10 protein-coding genes are annotated in these 15,975 nt (G+C 76.5%); 7 read left to right on the top strand and 3 right to left on the bottom strand.

What is annotated here, in order from left to right; all coding sequences use genetic code 11:
* The 7 genes from infB to ACFC1F_RS26400 form a co-directional block, all read left to right on the top strand.
* Nucleotides 1-2,781 (top strand): translation initiation factor IF-2 (gene infB / locus ACFC1F_RS26430; RefSeq protein ID WP_376161833.1); only part of this gene is annotated, 2,781 nt, incomplete at its 5' end.
* A gap of 134 nt (nucleotides 2,782-2,915) precedes the next feature.
* Complete coding sequence (locus ACFC1F_RS26425; RefSeq protein ID WP_030289887.1) at nucleotides 2,916-3,212, top strand: DUF503 domain-containing protein; 297 nt, start codon at nucleotides 2,916-2,918, stop codon at nucleotides 3,210-3,212.
* Nucleotides 3,213-3,365: 153 nt separating this feature from the next.
* On the top strand, nucleotides 3,366-3,806 hold the full coding sequence (gene rbfA, locus ACFC1F_RS26420) for a 30S ribosome-binding factor RbfA (protein WP_148645101.1): 441 nt from the start codon (nucleotides 3,366-3,368) through the stop codon (nucleotides 3,804-3,806).
* Nucleotides 3,807-3,808: 2 nt separating this feature from the next.
* Nucleotides 3,809-4,912, top strand: coding sequence for a bifunctional oligoribonuclease/PAP phosphatase NrnA (locus ACFC1F_RS26415; protein ID WP_376161831.1), 1,104 nt, complete (start codon nucleotides 3,809-3,811; stop codon nucleotides 4,910-4,912).
* 22 nt (nucleotides 4,913-4,934) lie between these two features.
* Nucleotides 4,935-5,864 carry a tRNA pseudouridine(55) synthase TruB gene (gene truB / locus ACFC1F_RS26410; RefSeq protein WP_209416820.1) on the top strand — a complete coding sequence of 310 codons (930 nt, stop codon included), beginning with the start codon at nucleotides 4,935-4,937 and terminating at the stop codon, nucleotides 5,862-5,864.
* Nucleotides 5,865-6,158: 294 nt separating this feature from the next.
* Nucleotides 6,159-10,034: a serine protease gene (locus ACFC1F_RS26405; RefSeq protein WP_376161829.1), complete on the top strand. Its 3,876-nt coding sequence runs from the start codon at nucleotides 6,159-6,161 to the stop codon at nucleotides 10,032-10,034.
* A gap of 66 nt (nucleotides 10,035-10,100) precedes the next feature.
* A complete protein-coding gene (locus tag ACFC1F_RS26400) occupies nucleotides 10,101-11,045 on the top strand; it encodes a bifunctional riboflavin kinase/FAD synthetase (RefSeq protein ID WP_148645104.1) in 945 nt (314 codons plus the stop codon).
* A 76-nt stretch (nucleotides 11,046-11,121) separates the two neighbouring features.
* Here the strand turns inward: ACFC1F_RS26400 and ACFC1F_RS26395 are convergent, their stop codons facing one another.
* The 3 genes from ACFC1F_RS26395 to eccE all read right to left on the bottom strand — a co-directional run bounded on the left by ACFC1F_RS26395 (nucleotide 11,122) and on the right by eccE (nucleotide 15,915).
* Entirely contained in the window at nucleotides 11,122-13,599 is a 2,478-nt protein-coding gene (locus ACFC1F_RS26395; protein WP_376161827.1) for an AAA family ATPase, read from the bottom strand.
* A 283-nt stretch (nucleotides 13,600-13,882) separates the two neighbouring features.
* Nucleotides 13,883-14,650 (bottom strand): hypothetical protein, encoded by a 768-nt coding sequence (locus ACFC1F_RS26390; protein ID WP_209416817.1) that lies wholly within the window; start codon nucleotides 14,648-14,650, stop codon nucleotides 13,883-13,885.
* A complete protein-coding gene (gene eccE, locus ACFC1F_RS26385) occupies nucleotides 14,650-15,915 on the bottom strand; it encodes a type VII secretion protein EccE (RefSeq protein ID WP_376161825.1) in 1,266 nt (421 codons plus the stop codon). Before eccE ends, ACFC1F_RS26390 begins: the two co-directional genes overlap by 1 nt.
* Nucleotides 15,916-15,975: the final 60 nt, after the last annotated feature.

Here is a 15,975-nt window from a genome sequence, read left to right as displayed (position 1 = left end):
CCGGGCCCGCGCCCGGCGGCCCGCCCCGCGGCTCCGGCGGCCCCGGCCGCTCCGGCGGCCGAGTTCTCCTCGCCGGCTCCGGCCGAGGCTCCCGCCGAGCGTCCGGCCGCCCAGGCCCCGCGCCCGGCGTCCGCCCCCGCCGGTGGCGGCGCCCGTCCGGGCCCGCGTCCGGCCGGCCCGCGTCCGGGCAACAACCCGTTCACCTCGGGCAGCGCCACGGGCATGGCCCGTCCCGGCGACCGCCGTCCGGCCGCGCCGGGTGCGCGTCCGGGTGCCGGCGCCCCCGCCGGTGACCGTCCCCGTCCGGGTGGCGACCGTCCGCGTCCGGCCGGTGCTCCCGGTGCCGACCGTGGCGCCCCGCGCCCCGGTGGCGACCGTCCGCGTCCCGCCGGTGCTCCCGGTGCCGACCGTGGCGCCCCGCGCCCCGGTGGCGACCGTCCGCGTCCGGGTGCCGGCGGCCCCGGTGCCCCGGGTGCCGGTGCCCCCCGTCCGGGTGGTGCCCCGCGTCCCGACGGCATGCCCCGTCCGGCCGGTCCGCGTCCCGGCGGCCCGACCCCGTCCGGCATGCCGCGTCCGAACCCCGGCATGATGCCGCAGCGTCCGGCTCCGGGCCCGCGTCCGGGCCCCGGCGGCCGTGGCCCCGGTGGCCCCGGCGGCCGTCCGGGTGGTCCGGGTGCCGGTGGCGCCCGTCCGGGCTTCGCCGGTCGTCCGGCCGGTCCGGGCTCGCGTCCGGCCGGTGGCGGCTTCGGCGGCCCCCGTCCCGGTGGCGGTGCCCCCGGTGGCGGCGGCGGCTTCGGCCCGCGTCCCGGCGGCTTCGGCGGCCGTCCCGGCGGCCCGGGTGCCCGTGGTGGCACGCAGGGTGCCTTCGGCCGTGGCCCCGGTGGCCGTCCGGCCCGTGGTCGCAAGTCGAAGCGGGCGAAGCGCCAGGAGTACGAGGCCATGCAGGCCCCGTCCGTCGGCGGTGTGATGCTGCCTCGCGGCAACGGCCAGACCGTTCGCCTGTCGAGCGGCGCCTCGCTGATGGACTTCGCGGAGAAGATCAACGCCAACCCGGCCGCGCTCGTCTCCGTCATGTTCAACCTGGGTGAGATGGTCACCGCGACCCAGTCGGTCTCCGACGCCACGCTGCAGCTGCTGGCGGACGAGATGGGCTTCGTCCTGGAGATCGTCAGCCGGGACGACGAGGACCGCGAGCTGCTGGAGTCGTTCGACATCGACTTCGGTGCCAACGAGGGCGACGAGGACCAGCTGGCCCCGCGCCCGCCGGTCGTCACCGTCATGGGTCACGTCGACCACGGTAAGACCCGCCTGCTGGACGCCATCCGCAAGTCCAACGTGGTGGCCGGCGAGGCCGGTGGCATCACCCAGCACATCGGTGCCTACCAGGTGGCGACGATGGTGAACGGCGAAGAGCGCCCGATCACCTTCCTCGACACCCCGGGTCACGAGGCGTTCTCCGCCATGCGTGCCCGTGGTGCCAAGTCCACCGACATCGCGATCCTGGTGGTCGCGGCCAACGACGGTGTCATGCCGCAGACGGTCGAGGCGCTGAACCACGCCAAGGCCGCGGGTGTGCCGATCGTGGTCGCCGTCAACAAGATCGACGTCGAGGGCGCCGACCCGACCAAGGTCCGCGGTCAGCTGACCGAGTTCGGTCTGGTGGCCGAGGAGTACGGCGGCGACACCATGTTCGTCGACATCTCCGCGCGCCAGGGTCTCAACATCGACCAGCTGCTGGAGGCCGTGGTCCTGACCGCGGACGCCTCGCTCGACCTGCGGGCCAACCCCGAGCAGGACGCGCAGGGTATTGCGATCGAGGCCCACCTCGACAAGGGCCGCGGCGCCATGGCGACCGTGCTCGTGCAGCGCGGTACCCTCCGCGTCGGCGACTCGATCGTGGTCGGCGACGCCTACGGCCGCGTCCGCGCGATGCTGGACGAGAACGGCAACAGCCTCGCCGAGGCCGGCCCGTCCCGCCCGGTGCTGCTGCTCGGTCTGACCTCGGTGCCCCGCGCCGGCGACAGCTTCATCGTCGTCGACGAGGACCGCACCGCCCGCCAGATCGCCGAGAAGCGCTCGGCCCGCGACCGCAACGCCGCCTTCGCGCAGCGTCGCGTCCGGGTGTCCCTGGAGGACCTGGACAAGGCCATCGCCGCCGGCTCCATCGAGCAGCTCAACCTCATCATCAAGGGTGACGTCTCCGGTTCGGTCGAGGCCCTCGAGGACGCCCTCGTCAAGCTGGACGTGGGCGAGGAGGTCGAGCTCCGGGTCCTGCACCGCGGTGTGGGTGCCATCACCGAGTCCGACGTGGACCTGGCGATGGGCTCGGACGCCATCATCATCGGCTTCAACGTGCGCGCCGAAGGCCGTGCGCGCGCCGCGGCCGACAAGGAAGGCGTGGACGTCCGGTACTACTCGGTCATCTACCAGGCGATCGAGGAGATCGAGAACGCCCTCAAGGGCATGCTCAAGCCCGAGTACGAGGAGGTGCGCCTCGGCTCCGCGGAGATCCGCGAGGTCTTCCGCTCCTCCAAGTTCGGCAACATCGCCGGTGTGCTGGTCCGCGAGGGCCTGCTGCGCCGCAACGCCAAGGCCCGCCTCATCCGCGACGGCAAGGTCGTGGCGGAGAGCCTCACCATCGAGGGTCTGCGCCGCTTCAAGGACGACGCGACCGAGGTCCGCGAGGGCTTCGAGGCCGGTGTGACCCTGGGGTCGTTCAACGACATCAAGGTCGACGACGTCATCGAGACGTACGAGATGCGCGAGAAGCCGCGCGCGTAAGCGGGTGGTGTCCGGGGCCGGTCGGCGGGTGGAAATTCCCGTCGACCGGCCCCGGTCTCGCTGTGTAGGGTCCTCACACCAGCCCGGTTCAGGGCTGTCCCCGAGGCCTTCCAGGTCGGCGAGACCTGTCATACATGTTCGTGGGAACACTCACCTTCGACCTGCTCCTGGGCGACGTCCACTCGCTCAAGGAGAAGCGCTCGATCGTGCGGCCCATCGTGGCCGAACTGCAGCGCAAGTACAGCGTGTGCGCTGCCGAGACCGGGAACCAGGATCTGCACCGCAGGGCCGAGATCGGCCTCGCGGTGGTGTCCGGCGAAGCCGGGTACGTCACCGAGGTCCTGGACAGCTGTGAGCGGTTGGTCGCCGGCCGCCCCGAGGTACAGCTGCTCTCCGCCAGGAGGCGCTACCACAACGACGACGATGAATGAGGTCTGCGGAACGGACCGGCGCGAGTCGCCGTTCTCACACAGATCAGGACCGAGAGCGCCCACAAGGCTGGGCGCGGGCCGGTACTTTGGGGCGTGGGCCCCGACGGGCAGGCAGTACGCCCGGGTACCCGGCCCACTGCACGAGGAGGCAACGTGACCGACACCGCAAGGGCGCGCAAGCTCGCCGACCGAATCCAGGTGGTCGTCGCCCAGACCCTGGAACGCCGGATCAAGGACCCCCGGCTGGGGTTCGTGACCATCACCGACACCCGGGTCACCGGCGACCTGCGCGAGGCCACCGTCTTCTACACCGTCTTCGGTGACGAGGCCGAGCGCGAGGCCTCGGCCGCGGCGCTGGAGAGCGCCAAGGGCGTGATCCGTTCCGAGGTCGGCAAGATCGGGGTGCGCTTCACCCCGACGCTGACCTTCGTCGCGGACGCCCTGCCGGAGAACGCCCGGAACATCGACGACCTGCTCGACCGGGCCCGGGCCATCGACGCCGCGGTGCGCACCACCGCGGCGGGCGCGACCTACGCCGGCGACGCCGACCCGTACAAGGTCCCGGCGTCCGAGCGTGACGACGAGGACGAGTAGTCATGGCGGGTGAGCCGGCGGCGGCCGGTTCGACAGCGGGACCAACCACGGGGGCGTCCTCCACCACCACGGTGGAGGGTGCCCTCGCGGTGCTTCCGGGGCCGCGCGCCGAGGAGAGCGGCTTCGAGCTGGTCTGGCAGCAGGTCGTGGCGGAGATCGGGCGGGCCCGTTCGATCGACCTGATCTGCCACATCTGCCCCGACGGCGACGCGCTCGGGTCGGCCCTGGCGGCCGCCCTGGCGCTGCGCGGGCTCGGCCACGAGGTCCGGGTCTCCTTCGGTGACGACCCGCAGATCGTGCCCGAGTCGCTGGCGTTCCTGCCCGGCCAGGAGCTGATCGTGCCGGCGTCCGAGGTGCCCGACACCCCCGAGCTGGTGCTCTGCTTCGACGTCGCCGCCGAGAGCCGGCTCGGCCTGCTGCACGACAAGGCCTTCGCCGCGCCCGTGCTGGTGGTCATCGACCACCACGCCTCCAACCCGGGCTTCGGCACCCACCAGCTGATCGACCCGACCGCCCCGGCCACCGCCGTCCTGGTGGACGAGCTGCTGCGCCGGCTCGGAGTCGAACTCGACCAGCCGCTGGCCACCTGCCTCTACACCGGGGTCGCCACCGACACCGGCTCCTTCAAGTACCGGGCCACCACGCCCGCGACCCACGAACTCGCCGGGCGGCTGCTGGCCACCGGCATCCGGCACGACCTGATCTCCCGGCAGCTGTGGGACACCTCCTCCTTCGGCTACCTCAAGGTGCTCGCCCGCGCGCTCGACCGGGCCGTCTACGAGCCCGACGCGGCCGGCGGCCTGGGCCTGGTGTGGACCTGGGTGCCGTACCAGGACCTCGCGCTGTTCAGCGTCACCGTCGAGGAGATCGAGGGCCTGATCGACATCGTCCGCCGCCCGGCCGAGGCCGAGGTGGCGCTGGTGCTCAAGCAGGACCCGGACGGCACCCTGCGCGGCTCCTCGCGCTCCAAGGGCGCGGTGGACGTCGCCGCGGCCTGCGCGGGACTCGGCGGCGGCGGGCACACCTTCGCGGCCGGGTTCAGCGCCCGGGAGGACGTGGAGACCGTGGTCGGGCGGTTCCGGGCCGCGTTGCGGCCCGTCAGTTGACCATCCTTAGAGAAAGAACTTGATGAAGCGCAAAGGCACCGGTCCGGACGGCCTGGTCATCGTCGACAAGCCGGAGGGCATCACCTCGCACGGGGTGGTCGCCAAGCTGCGGTGGCTGGCCGGGACGCGGAAGGTCGGCCACGCCGGCACGCTCGACCCGATGGCCACCGGCGTGCTGGTCATCGGCGTGGAGCGGGCCACCCGGCTGCTCGGGCACCTGATGCTCACCGCCAAGACGTACGAGGCGACCATCCGGCTCGGCCAGACCACCGTCACCGACGACCGGGAGGGCGAGGTCACCTCGTCCACGCCGGCGGACGGCGTGGACCGGGGAGCCGTCGAGGCCGGGATCGCCGCGCTCACCGGCGAGATCATGCAGGTGCCGTCCAAGGTCAGCGCGATCAAGATCGACGGCAAGCGCTCGTACGCGCGGGTCCGCGAGGGCGAGGACTTCGAGCTGGCGGCCCGGCCGACCACGATCCACTCCTTCACCGTGCACGAGTACCGCGAGGCCGTCGCCGAGGACGGCACCCCGGTGCTCGACCTCGACGTCACGGTGGAGTGCTCCTCCGGCACCTACATCCGGGCGCTGGCCCGCGACCTCGGCGCCGGGCTCGGCGTCGGCGGCCACCTCACCGCGCTGCGGCGCACCAAGGTGGGCCCGTACGGGGTGGAGTCGGCGCGGACGCTGGAGCAGCTGGAGGAGTCGGTGCACGGCGAGGCCGCCACCGGGCTGGAGGTGCTGCCGATCGGCGCCGCCGCCGCGGCGGCCTTCCCCCGCTGGGACCTCGACGCCGACCAGGCCAAGCAGCTCTCGCACGGCGCCCGGCTGAAGGCGCCCGGGATGGGCGTGGACGGGCCGATCGCCGTGTTCGGGCCGGACGAGCGGTTCCTCGCGCTGGTGGAGGAGAAGGGCGGCCAGGCGAAGCCGGTCGCGGTCTTCGTCGGCTGAGCCACCGCGGCACGAGCCCTCCGACGCCCCTTGCGGGCGGCGGGGGGCTTTCCGCTGCCCGGGTGCGGGCAGCGGAGCCGTCCGCGGCGGTCACGGGCCGCGGGACGCGCGGGGAGCGTGAGCGGGCTGGTGCACGGGTTCACCCGCACGGGGGAGCGCGCGAGGTGAACCGCAGTGGTGAGCGGCGTGGGCGGGGTCGGGGCGCGCCGACGGCGGGCAGAACCCCGTGCGGCGAGCAGGTCGCCGCGACGAGTCCGCTCCAGGGCCGGCCGGCCCTGCGGGGAGGCTGCGCGAATGCCGGGAATCCTGGACGGCGACGAGGTGGCGGACGATCCGGGGCGGTACCTGCTGAGGATCTGCGACCTGGACGGACGGCTGCGCGGGCTGGGGTTCGTCGCCGACCCGCTGGGCACCGTCCTGACCGCCCACGAGAGCGTCGTGGGCCTCGACCGGGTCGTCCTGCGCACCCCCGGCGGGCAGACCCGCGTCCTCGGCCCCGACAACGTCCTGCCGCTGCCCGCGCACGGGCTCGCCCTGCTGCGGACCGACGGCGTCGGCGGGCTGCCGGTGCCGCCGCTGCCGGTCGCGCGCCCGGCCGGCGCGCCCGCCTGCCGCGACGTGCTGGTGCCCGTGCCGACCGGGGAGGACGAGCGGGCGGTGGCCCTGCGCGGGGGCCTCCTCGGCGTCACCGGGGCGGTCTACGCGCCCTCCCCGGGGAGCGGGCGGGCGGGCCCCTTCCACCTGCTCGGCGGCGTGCTGCTGCTCGACCTGCCGTCCGCCGCCGGCGGTGCGGCGGCCGTACCCGCCGGGGCGCCGGTGCTGGACGCCCGCAGCGGCGCGGTGATCGGCGTCGCCGCGCCGGGCGTGCACGCGCCCGAACGGGCCGGCGCGCTCGCCGCCGTCCCCGCGTACGGCGGCGGGGCGGGCGCGGGCGCACCGGAGCTCGCCGGGGCGCTGGACCGGAACGCCGCGGGCGTCCCGGCGTACGGGACCGCGCTCAACCTGGCCGGCGTCCTGCGGCTCACCGCCGCCCAGGTGGCCTCCGCCGGTGCGGGCCCGGGCCGGGTGGGCGCCGTGGCCGCCGACCGGGTCGACCGCCCCGACGGCCTGGCCGGGGAGGAGCCGTCGGTCGCGGCGGTCACCGTGCTGGTCGGTGCGCCCGGCTCGGGCCGGACCACCGAGCTCGCCGCCCTCGCCGCCCGGCGCGCCGACAGCGGGTGTCCGAGGCCCACGCTCTGGCTGCGCGGCGCCGACCTGCGGGCGGAGTCCAGCGCGCTCGCATCCGCGGTGGAACGCACGCTGGCGGCGGCCTCCGCGGTCCTGGGGGTCCGGCCGACGCCGGGGCCGGACACCGTGGCCGGGCTCTGCACGGCGGCGGGGCGGCCGCTGCTGGTGGTCCTGGACGGGCCCGAGGAGGCGTCCGTACCGCTCGACGCGGCCTGGCTGCGGGCGGCCGGGGAGTGGCTGGAGGCCACCGGCGCGCGGCTGCTCCTGGCCTGCGGGGAGGAGGCCTGGGAACGGCTGGCCCCGGGCGGGCACGGGAGCGGCGCCCCGGCGGAGGGCGGGCGCTGTGCGCCGGGCGGTGCCGGGGGCGGGCGGTGCGCCTCCGCCGAGGGCCCGCGGGCGGGGGAGCGGTACGCGCCGGGTGGGGCCGCGGGAGGTCCGGCCGGCCCGGGGGGCGTGTTGCCCGACGGCGCGCCCTGCCTCTGCCGCCCGGCCCTCGCCGTCCACCGGCTCGGGCCGCTGCCGGCCGAGGCGGCGGACCGGGTGCGGCGCCGGTACGGGCTGCCGCCGGGGTGGCCGGCCCCGGCGGACGCCAGGCATCCGCTGGCGGTGCGGCTGGCCGGGGAGCTGTGGGCGGAGGGGGTGCGCGGGGAGCCGCCGGGCCGCGGCGAGCTGTTCGCGGCCCAGCTGGACCTGCGCTGCCTGCGCGTCGCCCAGCGGCTCGCCACCGACGGGCGGCCGCGGCGGCCGGGTGCCCACCGGCGGGGTGCCGGGCAGGCGGCGGGGCCGTCGCACGGCCGGGTGCGGCGGCTGGCGGCCGCGGTGGCGGGCCGGGTGCACGAGGCGGGGCGGCGGATGCTGGGGGCGGAGCAGGGCGGCCTGGGCCGGGCGGTGTTCGAGGAGCTGTTCCCGGTGGCGGGCGGCTGGGCAGCCGCCGTCCTGGCGGAGGGCCTGTTCGTGCCCGCCGGCCCGGGCTACCGGTTCGCGCACGGGGAGTTCTCCGACTGGCTGCAGGGTCTGCACCTGGACCTCGACGCGGCGCTGCGGCTGCTGCTCGGCGAGACCGAGGACACCAGGCCGCCGGGGGAGGCCCGTTCGGTGCCCCGGCACCGGGTCGGGCCGGTGGCGGCCGCGCTGCGGCGGCTGGCGGAGACCTGGGGAGCGCCCGCCCTGGACCCGTGGCTGCACCGGATCTGGCGCGCCCTGGACCTCCGCCCGCCGGGCAGCGAACCCGGCTGGTGGGCGGGGCGGTTGCTGGTGGCCGGGCTCGCGGCCAGCCCGGATCTCGGCGAACACCGCGCACTGCTCGGCCAGTTGGCGGTCCGGATCGCCGAAGTCGCCCCGGCGGCGGGCGGATTCGAACGGCTTCCGGCCGAGGGACTGGGACGCTTCGGCCCCGCGTTCTGGACCGGCCTGGGCCTGCCCGCGGCGCAGGAGCTGGAGCTGCTGCGCCGGCTGGTGACCGCCGACGGGCCCGGGCGGCCGTTCCTCACCGCCGTGGCCGGCCGGCTGAGGGGTGACCCGGCCGGCGTGCTGCCGCTGCTCTGCCGGTGGTTCGACGACCCGCGCGGCCTGACCGGCCGCCCCGGCACCACCGTCGCCGACCTCGCCCACGACCTGCTGTACGCCCACCGCACGTTCGCCCTGGACGAGTTGACGGAGGCCCTGGCCGATGCCGCGCACCCGAGGGCGGACGCGCTGCTCACCGTGCTCGCCGCCGAGGAACCCTCCGCGCTCTGCCGGGCGGTGGACCGCTGGAGCCACGACCGGCGGCCCGAGCGCCACGTCGCCGCCGCCGTGCACGCGCTGCGGGCCGCCCCGTACGCCCGCGGCGCCGGTGCTGACCTGCTGCGGTTCACCGCGCTGACCCTGCTCTCCCGGGAGGAGGAGCCCGGTCTGCACGGGGCCGCCCTGGCCCTGCTGGTCCGGGACGGCCGGACCAGGGCCGCCCACCTGCCCGCGGCGCTCGCCCTCCACCGGCAGGGCGACGACCGCTTCCTCACCGCACGGGCGCTGGCCCCGGCGCTGGAGGGCGATCCCGAGCCGGTGCTCGCCGCGTTCGCGGACCGGCTGGAGCGGCCCGGCGCGCCGGTCGCCGAGATCCTGCGGGTACTGGCCGACGCGGGCTCGCCGCCGGTGGGCCGACGGGGCGCGGAGCTGGCGGCCCGCCTGCTGCAGGAGCGGCCGGCTTCGGCCGGCGCGGTCGCCGTCGACTACCTGGGCCGTCGGCTGGGACGCGGGGCCGCCGGGGAGCCGGCCGCCCGGCTGGAGCTGCGGCTGCTGCTCGGCAGCGCCCTGGCGGCCCGTGCGGCCGCCGTGCGCAGGCCGTTCGCCGAGGTGCTGGCGGCGCCGGTCGGGGAGGCCACGGCGGACGCCCTGCGGTGCGAACTGCTGGACACCCTGCTGGCCGCGGAGGGGGACCCGGAGGTGCTCACCGCCGTCGTCGAGCGGCTCGCCGGGAACTGCGCGGCCGAGCGGCCGGCCCGGGCCCGGACGGTGCTGGCCCGGGCGGTGGACGGCCTGCCGGACGCGGACGGGCTGCTGGTGCGCTGCGCCGTCCGCTCCGCGGGGTTCGCGCTGCTGCTGGCGCAGTGGCCCGACGACGGCTGGCCGCCCCTGCCGCGCGGGCCCCGGCTGGACCGGTTGCGGGCCCTGTCGGCGGCCGGGCACGAGCCGCAGTACGCCGCCGCGGACGCCGAACGCCGGTACGGGCGCGGGGAAGGCGGCGGTGGGAACGGCGGCGGGAACGGTGGCGGCGCTCGTGGCGGACGGTACGGCGGGGGTGGCGGAACCGGGCGCGGCACGGGGCGTGGCACGGGGCGCGAAGACGCCCGGGACGACGAGCAGGTGACCGTTCGCACACCGGCCGCCGCGGCCCGGTGCCCGGCGGTGCGCCCAACCCGCCTTCCGGTGCCGAAGCAGGGGCAGGCGCATGGCACGCTATAGGGGTTCGGGTTTTGAGCGTTTGAGCGTACAGAAGGTACGCGCCGTACGGAACAAGGAGCGGTCAGGGTGCAGCGCTGGCGTGGCCTGGAGGAGATCCCCGGTGACTGGGGACGCAGCGTCGTCACCATCGGTTCGTTCGACGGTGTGCACCGAGGGCACCAGCTGATCATCAACCGGGTGGTCGAGCGCGCCCGCGAACGCGGCGTCCGCTCGGTCGTCGTCACCTTCGACCCGCACCCGAGCGAGGTCGTCCGCCCGGGCAGCCACCCGCCGCTGCTCGCCCCGCAGCCGCGCCGCGCCGAGCTGATCGAGGCGCTCGGCGTGGACGCCGTGCTGGTGCTGCCGTTCACGGCCGCGTTTTCGCAGGAGTCCCCGGAGACCTTCTTCCAGCAGGTGCTGGTGGACGCGCTGCACGCGTGCCTGGTCATCGAGGGGCCCAACTTCCGCTTCGGGCACCGCGCGGCCGGCGACGTCCGGCTCCTCACCGAGCTGGGCCGGGCGGCCGACTGCGGCGTCGAGGTGCTCGACCTCCAGGTGCGCGGGGCGGCCGGGGACGGCGAGCCGTTCTCGTCCACGCTGACCCGGCGGCTGGTCGCGGCCGGCGACGTGACCGGCGCCGGCGAGGTGCTGGGCCGCCCGCACCGGGTCGAGGGCACGGTGGTGCGCGGCGCGCAGCGCGGCCGCGAGCTGGGTTACCCGACCGCCAACGTGGAGACCGTGCCGCACAGCGCGATCCCGGCCGACGGCGTCTACGCGGGCTGGCTGACGGCCGACGGCGAGCGGATGCCGGCGGCGATCTCGGTCGGCACCAACCCGACCTTCGACGGCACCGCCCGCACGGTCGAGGCCTACGCGATCGACCGCGTCGGCCTGGACCTCTACGGGCTGCACGTCGCCGTCGACTTCCTGGCGTACCTGCGGGGGATGGAGAAGTTCGACTCCATCGAGGCGCTGCTGGACCGGATGGCCGACGACGTCAAGCGGGCCCGCGAACTCACCGACGCCCCCTGACGGCCGCGTCCGCGGACGCCGAAGGGCCCGCCGGCCGCTCTCGATCCCGAGGCGGCCGGCGGGCCCTTGCGCGTTGCTACTGCTGCTGGGGCGGCTGCGGGTAGCCGTACCCGGCGGGCGGCTGGGCGCCGGGCTGCGGCTGGCCCTGGGCCGGGGGCTGCTGCCCCTGGGGGTAGCCGTACCCGGCCGGCGGCTGGGGCTGCTGCTGCCACTCCTGCTGCGGCGGCTGGGTGCCCGGCTGCGGCTGGCCCTGCGCCTGCGGGTAGCCGTAGCCCGGCGGGGGCGGCGGGGTCTGCCCCGGCTGGGGGGACCACGGTGCGCCGGGCGCGGGCTGGCCGCCCGGGTAGCCGCCCTGGCCCGGCTGCCCCGGCTGCGGGTAGGCCTGCGGCTGAGGCTGCTGCGGGTAGCCCTGCTGCTGCGGGTCGGCGTAGGGCTGCTGGTCCGCGTACGGCTGCGGCTGGCCCGGGTACGGCGCGGGGGCCGCGGGCTGCTGCGCCTGCTGCTGCCAGCCGGACTGCTGGGCCGCCTGCTGGGCGCGGATGACGTCCTCGCCGACCAGGGTGGCCAGGTCGAAGTACGCCTCGCGGACCTTGGGCCGCATCATGTCGAGGTTGACCTCGGCGCCGGCCGCCAGGCTCTCGTCGAACGGCACCACGACGACGCCGCGGCAGCGGGTCTGGAAGTGCGCGACGATGTCCTCGACCTTGATCATCTTGCTGGTCTCGCGGACCCCGGAAACCACCGTGATGCTCCGCTGCACCAGGTCCGCGTACCCGTGCGCGGAGAGCCAGTCCAGGGTGGTGGAGGCCGAGGAGGCGCCGTCCACGCTCGGCGTGGAGACGATGATCAGCTGGTCGGCGAGGTCCAGCACCCCGCGCATCGCGCTGTACAGCAGGCCGGTGCCGGAGTCGGTCAGGATGATCGGGTACTGGCGGCCCAGGACGTCGATCACCTGGCGGTAGTCCGAGTCGTTGAACGTCGTCGAGACGGCCGGGTCGACGTCGTTCGCCAGGATCTCCAGGCCCGAGTGCAGGTCCTGCGAGGTGAACTGGCGGATGTCCATGTAGCTGCGCAGGTGCGGGATGGCCGTCACCAGGTCGCGGATGGTCGCGCCGGTCTGGCGCTTGACCCGGCGGCCGAGGGTGCCCGCGTCCGGGTTGGCGTCGATCGCGATCACCTTGTCCTGGCGCTCGCTGGCCAGCGTCGCACCGAGCGCGGTGGTGGTCGTGGTCTTGCCGACGCCGCCCTTGAGGCTGATCACGGCGATCCGGTAGCAGCTCAGCACCGGGGTGCGGATGACCTCCAGCTTGCGGGCCTTCTCGGCGGCGGCGGCCTTGCCGCCGAACTGGAAGCGCGGCTGCTGGCGCTGCTGCTTCGGCTGGCTGCGCAGCAGACGGTCCGAGGACAGCTCGACCGCGGCCGTGTAGCCGAGCGGCGCGCCGTGCGCGGTCTGCTGCGGGGCGGACGCCTGCTGGAACGCGGCCGGGGCCTGCTGCTGGGCCTGCTGCGGGGGCTGCTGCTGCGCCTGCTGCCACGGCTGGGCCGGGGCCGGAGCCGGAGCAGGGGCCGACTGCTGCGCCTGCTGCGGGGGCTGCTGGTAGGCCTGCGGCTGCGGCCAGCCGGCCTGCCGGGGGTCGACCGGTGCGGCCTGCGGGCCGGGTGCCTGCGGGCCCGGCGCCTGCGGGCCGGGTGCCTGCGGACCAGGTGCCTGTGGACCGGCGGGCCAGGCGGCGGCCTGCGGGTCCTGCGGCTGCACGGGCTGGGCGTACGGGTGCGGCTGCGGCGGCTGGATCTGCTGCGGCTGGACCTGCGGCACCTGCTGCGGGTCGGCGTAGGACGGTACCTGCTGCGGGTCGGCGTACGGCTGGGGCTGCTGGTGCGCCACGGGCGTGGCCGGCGGCCAGGGCTGTGCGGCCGCCGCCTGCGGGTGCTCCGCCGCCGGGCCGGGGGCCGGAGCGGTCGCGGCGTCGGCCGGCGGCACGGAGAACGGGACGTGCTGTGCGTCGACGTGGGTGGCGGGCGCGGGCGCGGGGGCCGGGACCGGCTCGGGGACGGGGGCAGGACCGGGGGCCGGCGCAGCGACCGCCTGGGGCGGCACCGCAGGTCCGTCCGCCGCCGGAACGCCGGCCGGAAGGCCCGTCGGACCGTCCGCCGGAACACCGGCCGGGCCGTCCGCCGCCACGGCGACGGGCGGCGTGGCCAGGGCGGTCGGCGCGGGCTGGGGAACCGGAGCGGCCGCATGCGCGCCCGCCGGCGCCGCCGCCGACGCGGGAACCGGCGCGGGCTCGGGCGCGGGAACCGGGGCAGGGCCCTGCCCGGGAACCGGTGCAGGCGCGGGAACCGGCGCGGCGGAAGCCGCAGGAGCACTCACCGCGCCCGGTGGGCCGCCCGCCGTACCGGCCGCGGGCCCGGGTGCCACCGGTGCGGCCGGAGCCGCCGCGGCCTCCGTCTGCACGTACCAGGACGGGGGAGTGTAGTCGGGCGCGTCGGACCAGTCGTCGTCGTCCTCCGCCGCGTTGTCGCCGACGTAGACGCCGTCCCGATCGCTGCTCACCTTGGGCTCCCTCGTGTTCGCCGCCGCTCTTCGCGGTGCCGTTGCCGCATCAAAGACTAGGCCGTGCAGCACCCCCCGTTGAAGGCGGAGTCTCATCTCGCCGGGCGATCGCCGGCCGATCGTCGGGCAATCAGCGGGCGATCAGCCGGCGATCGTCGGGCGGGAACCGGCGGGAGACCGGGGGAGACCGGGCGGGCACGGCCGTGGCGGCGCGAGGCGGCGGGGGCGCGGCCGGAAGCACGGCGGGGGAGCACCGGGGCACCGGCGGGGGCGCGTACCGCGGTCAGTCCATCCGGCGCGGACCGCCCAGGACCTGCTGCTCGGCCTGCCCCGCGATGGCCCGGACGTACTGGCGGCGCATCCGGGTCGTCCAGAGCGTCATGTCGTCGCCGAGGGTGGGCAGCGAGGCGATGTCCTGCGGGCCGAGCGAGAGCACCCGGCCGATCAGCTCGGCCTCCTGCGGCGAGACCCGCTGCACCCCGACCAGGTCGGCGGCGTTCAGTACCCGGGCCGCGTTCGGGCCCAGGTACGGCAGCAGCGTCAGCGTGGTCTGCCAGGGGGCGGCGGAGAGCCGGCTGCGCGGCGGGCGGACGCCGAGGTCGCGCACCACCAGCACCGGCGAGTTCACCGAGGCGCCCTGCGGGCCGAGCCGGCCGACCTGGTGGACCGTCACGCAGGGCTGGCCGCCGCCGGCGGCCTGCGCCATCGGGCCCCAGAGCTGCGAGCGGGCGGTCTCGACGGCGATCCGGGCGCCGGTGGCGGCGGCCCGCAGCGCGATGATCTGGGCCGTCCAGACGCCGCCGACCAGGACCAGGTCGTAGGCGCTGGGGCGGAACAGGCCGAGAACGGCGGGCTGCTGCTGCACGTCCTCGCCGATCAGCACGCCGTCGTCGCCGACCGGGAACGAGAGCGCGCCGAGGTCCTCGACGGTCAGCACGTGCTTCTCCCGGCGCGGGCCGCGCAGCCCGAAGCCGGGCAGGATGCGCGGCCGCACCCGGGGCTGTTCGGCGCCGGGCTGGGGGCCGGGGGCCGGATAGGTCTGGTACGCCATCAGGAAACACCTCCCAGGGGCAGGGTGGCGAGCATGCCGGGGGCCTGCTCCAGGTCGAGCCGGGCCAGGCCGAGGCCGGCGCTCTGCGCCCGGGCCTCCACCTGGCGGCCGACCTGGGCCACCTCGCTCTCGCTGCGGCCGGTCACCCGGACGTGGCCGCTGATCGTCACCGAGCCGCCGGTGCCGTGACCGGCGGTCAGGCTGAAGGTGCTGGCCAGCGCGGGCGAGCCGGTGACCAGGTTGACCAGGTCCGGGGCGCCGATCCGGCCGGGGGAGCCGCCGGGGCGGCCGAGCTGCGGCCAGCGGGAGACCCAGTAGGTGCTGTGCCAGCGGTCGTCGATCCGCCAGAACCGGTTGCTCTCCTGGGTGCGGCGCCCGCTGCCGCCGCCGCTGCCGGTGCCCTGGCGCCCGGCCACGGCGATCGGGTTGGCGCAGGTGGAGATGGCGAGTGCGGCGATCAGCTCGCGCTCGTCCAGCACGGTGGCGTTGAAGCCGGCGCTGTTGAGCCGTCCGGCCAGCTGGTCGGTGACCCGCTGCAGCGCCTTGCGGGCACCCTCCTCGCCGCCGCCGCGGGCGAGGACGGCGGTGGCGGCGCGCTCCGGGTCGAGCTTGAGCGCGACCCAGGTCAGCCGCAGGCCGGGGGTGGCGGTGCCGTCCGGCAGCTCCCGGTAGGCGCGGGAGGCCAGCGACTGCTCGGGCAGGTGCGGGGCCGGCGCCGGCTGGGTGTGCTGGACGACCTGGACCGACTCCAGGGTGATGTCGTCCACCCGGAGCGCCGAGCAGACCACGTCCAGCGGCAGCGGCAGCGCGGTGCGCACGGGCCGCAGCGGCTGGTCCTTGGCCTGGACGAGCAGGACCGAGCTGAGGAAGGTGCCGTCGCCGACCATGCCGGTCTCACGGCGCATCGGACGGCCGCCGAAGTCGGTCTCGGTGGCGTGGGTGTACGTGCGCAGGGCGGGTTCGAGCTCCAGCACGGGGGCGACGGCCGGGTCGGTGCCGGCCGGCGGGACGTTGGTCCGGGCCTGCTTGCGACGGGCCTTCAGGGCCGAGCGCACCAGCAGCAGCTCGGGGATGGTCCGGCCGCGCAGCGGGATCAGGGCGAGGACGACCAGGACCAGTGCGACCGCGCCGAAGGCGCCGGCCACCGGCTTGCTGATGGTCCAGCCGACCGCGACCAGCGCCACCGCGACCTCGACCAGCACGAGTTGCTGGAGCCTCAGGCGGCCGCCTAGCAGCCCGGGCCGGGGGTGGACGCGGACCGGCACGGGGGAGCCGGACCCGCCGGCGGGCGCGGGCAGGGGCGGGGCGGCGGAGCCCGGGTCGCG

It is taken from the genome of Kitasatospora sp. NPDC056181 (assembly GCF_042266225.1).
Taxonomy (GTDB): Bacteria; Actinomycetota; Actinomycetes; order Streptomycetales; family Streptomycetaceae; genus Kitasatospora.
The sequence above is the reverse complement of the archived record's forward strand: the minus strand, read 5'-3'. Positions and strand labels throughout refer to the sequence as shown.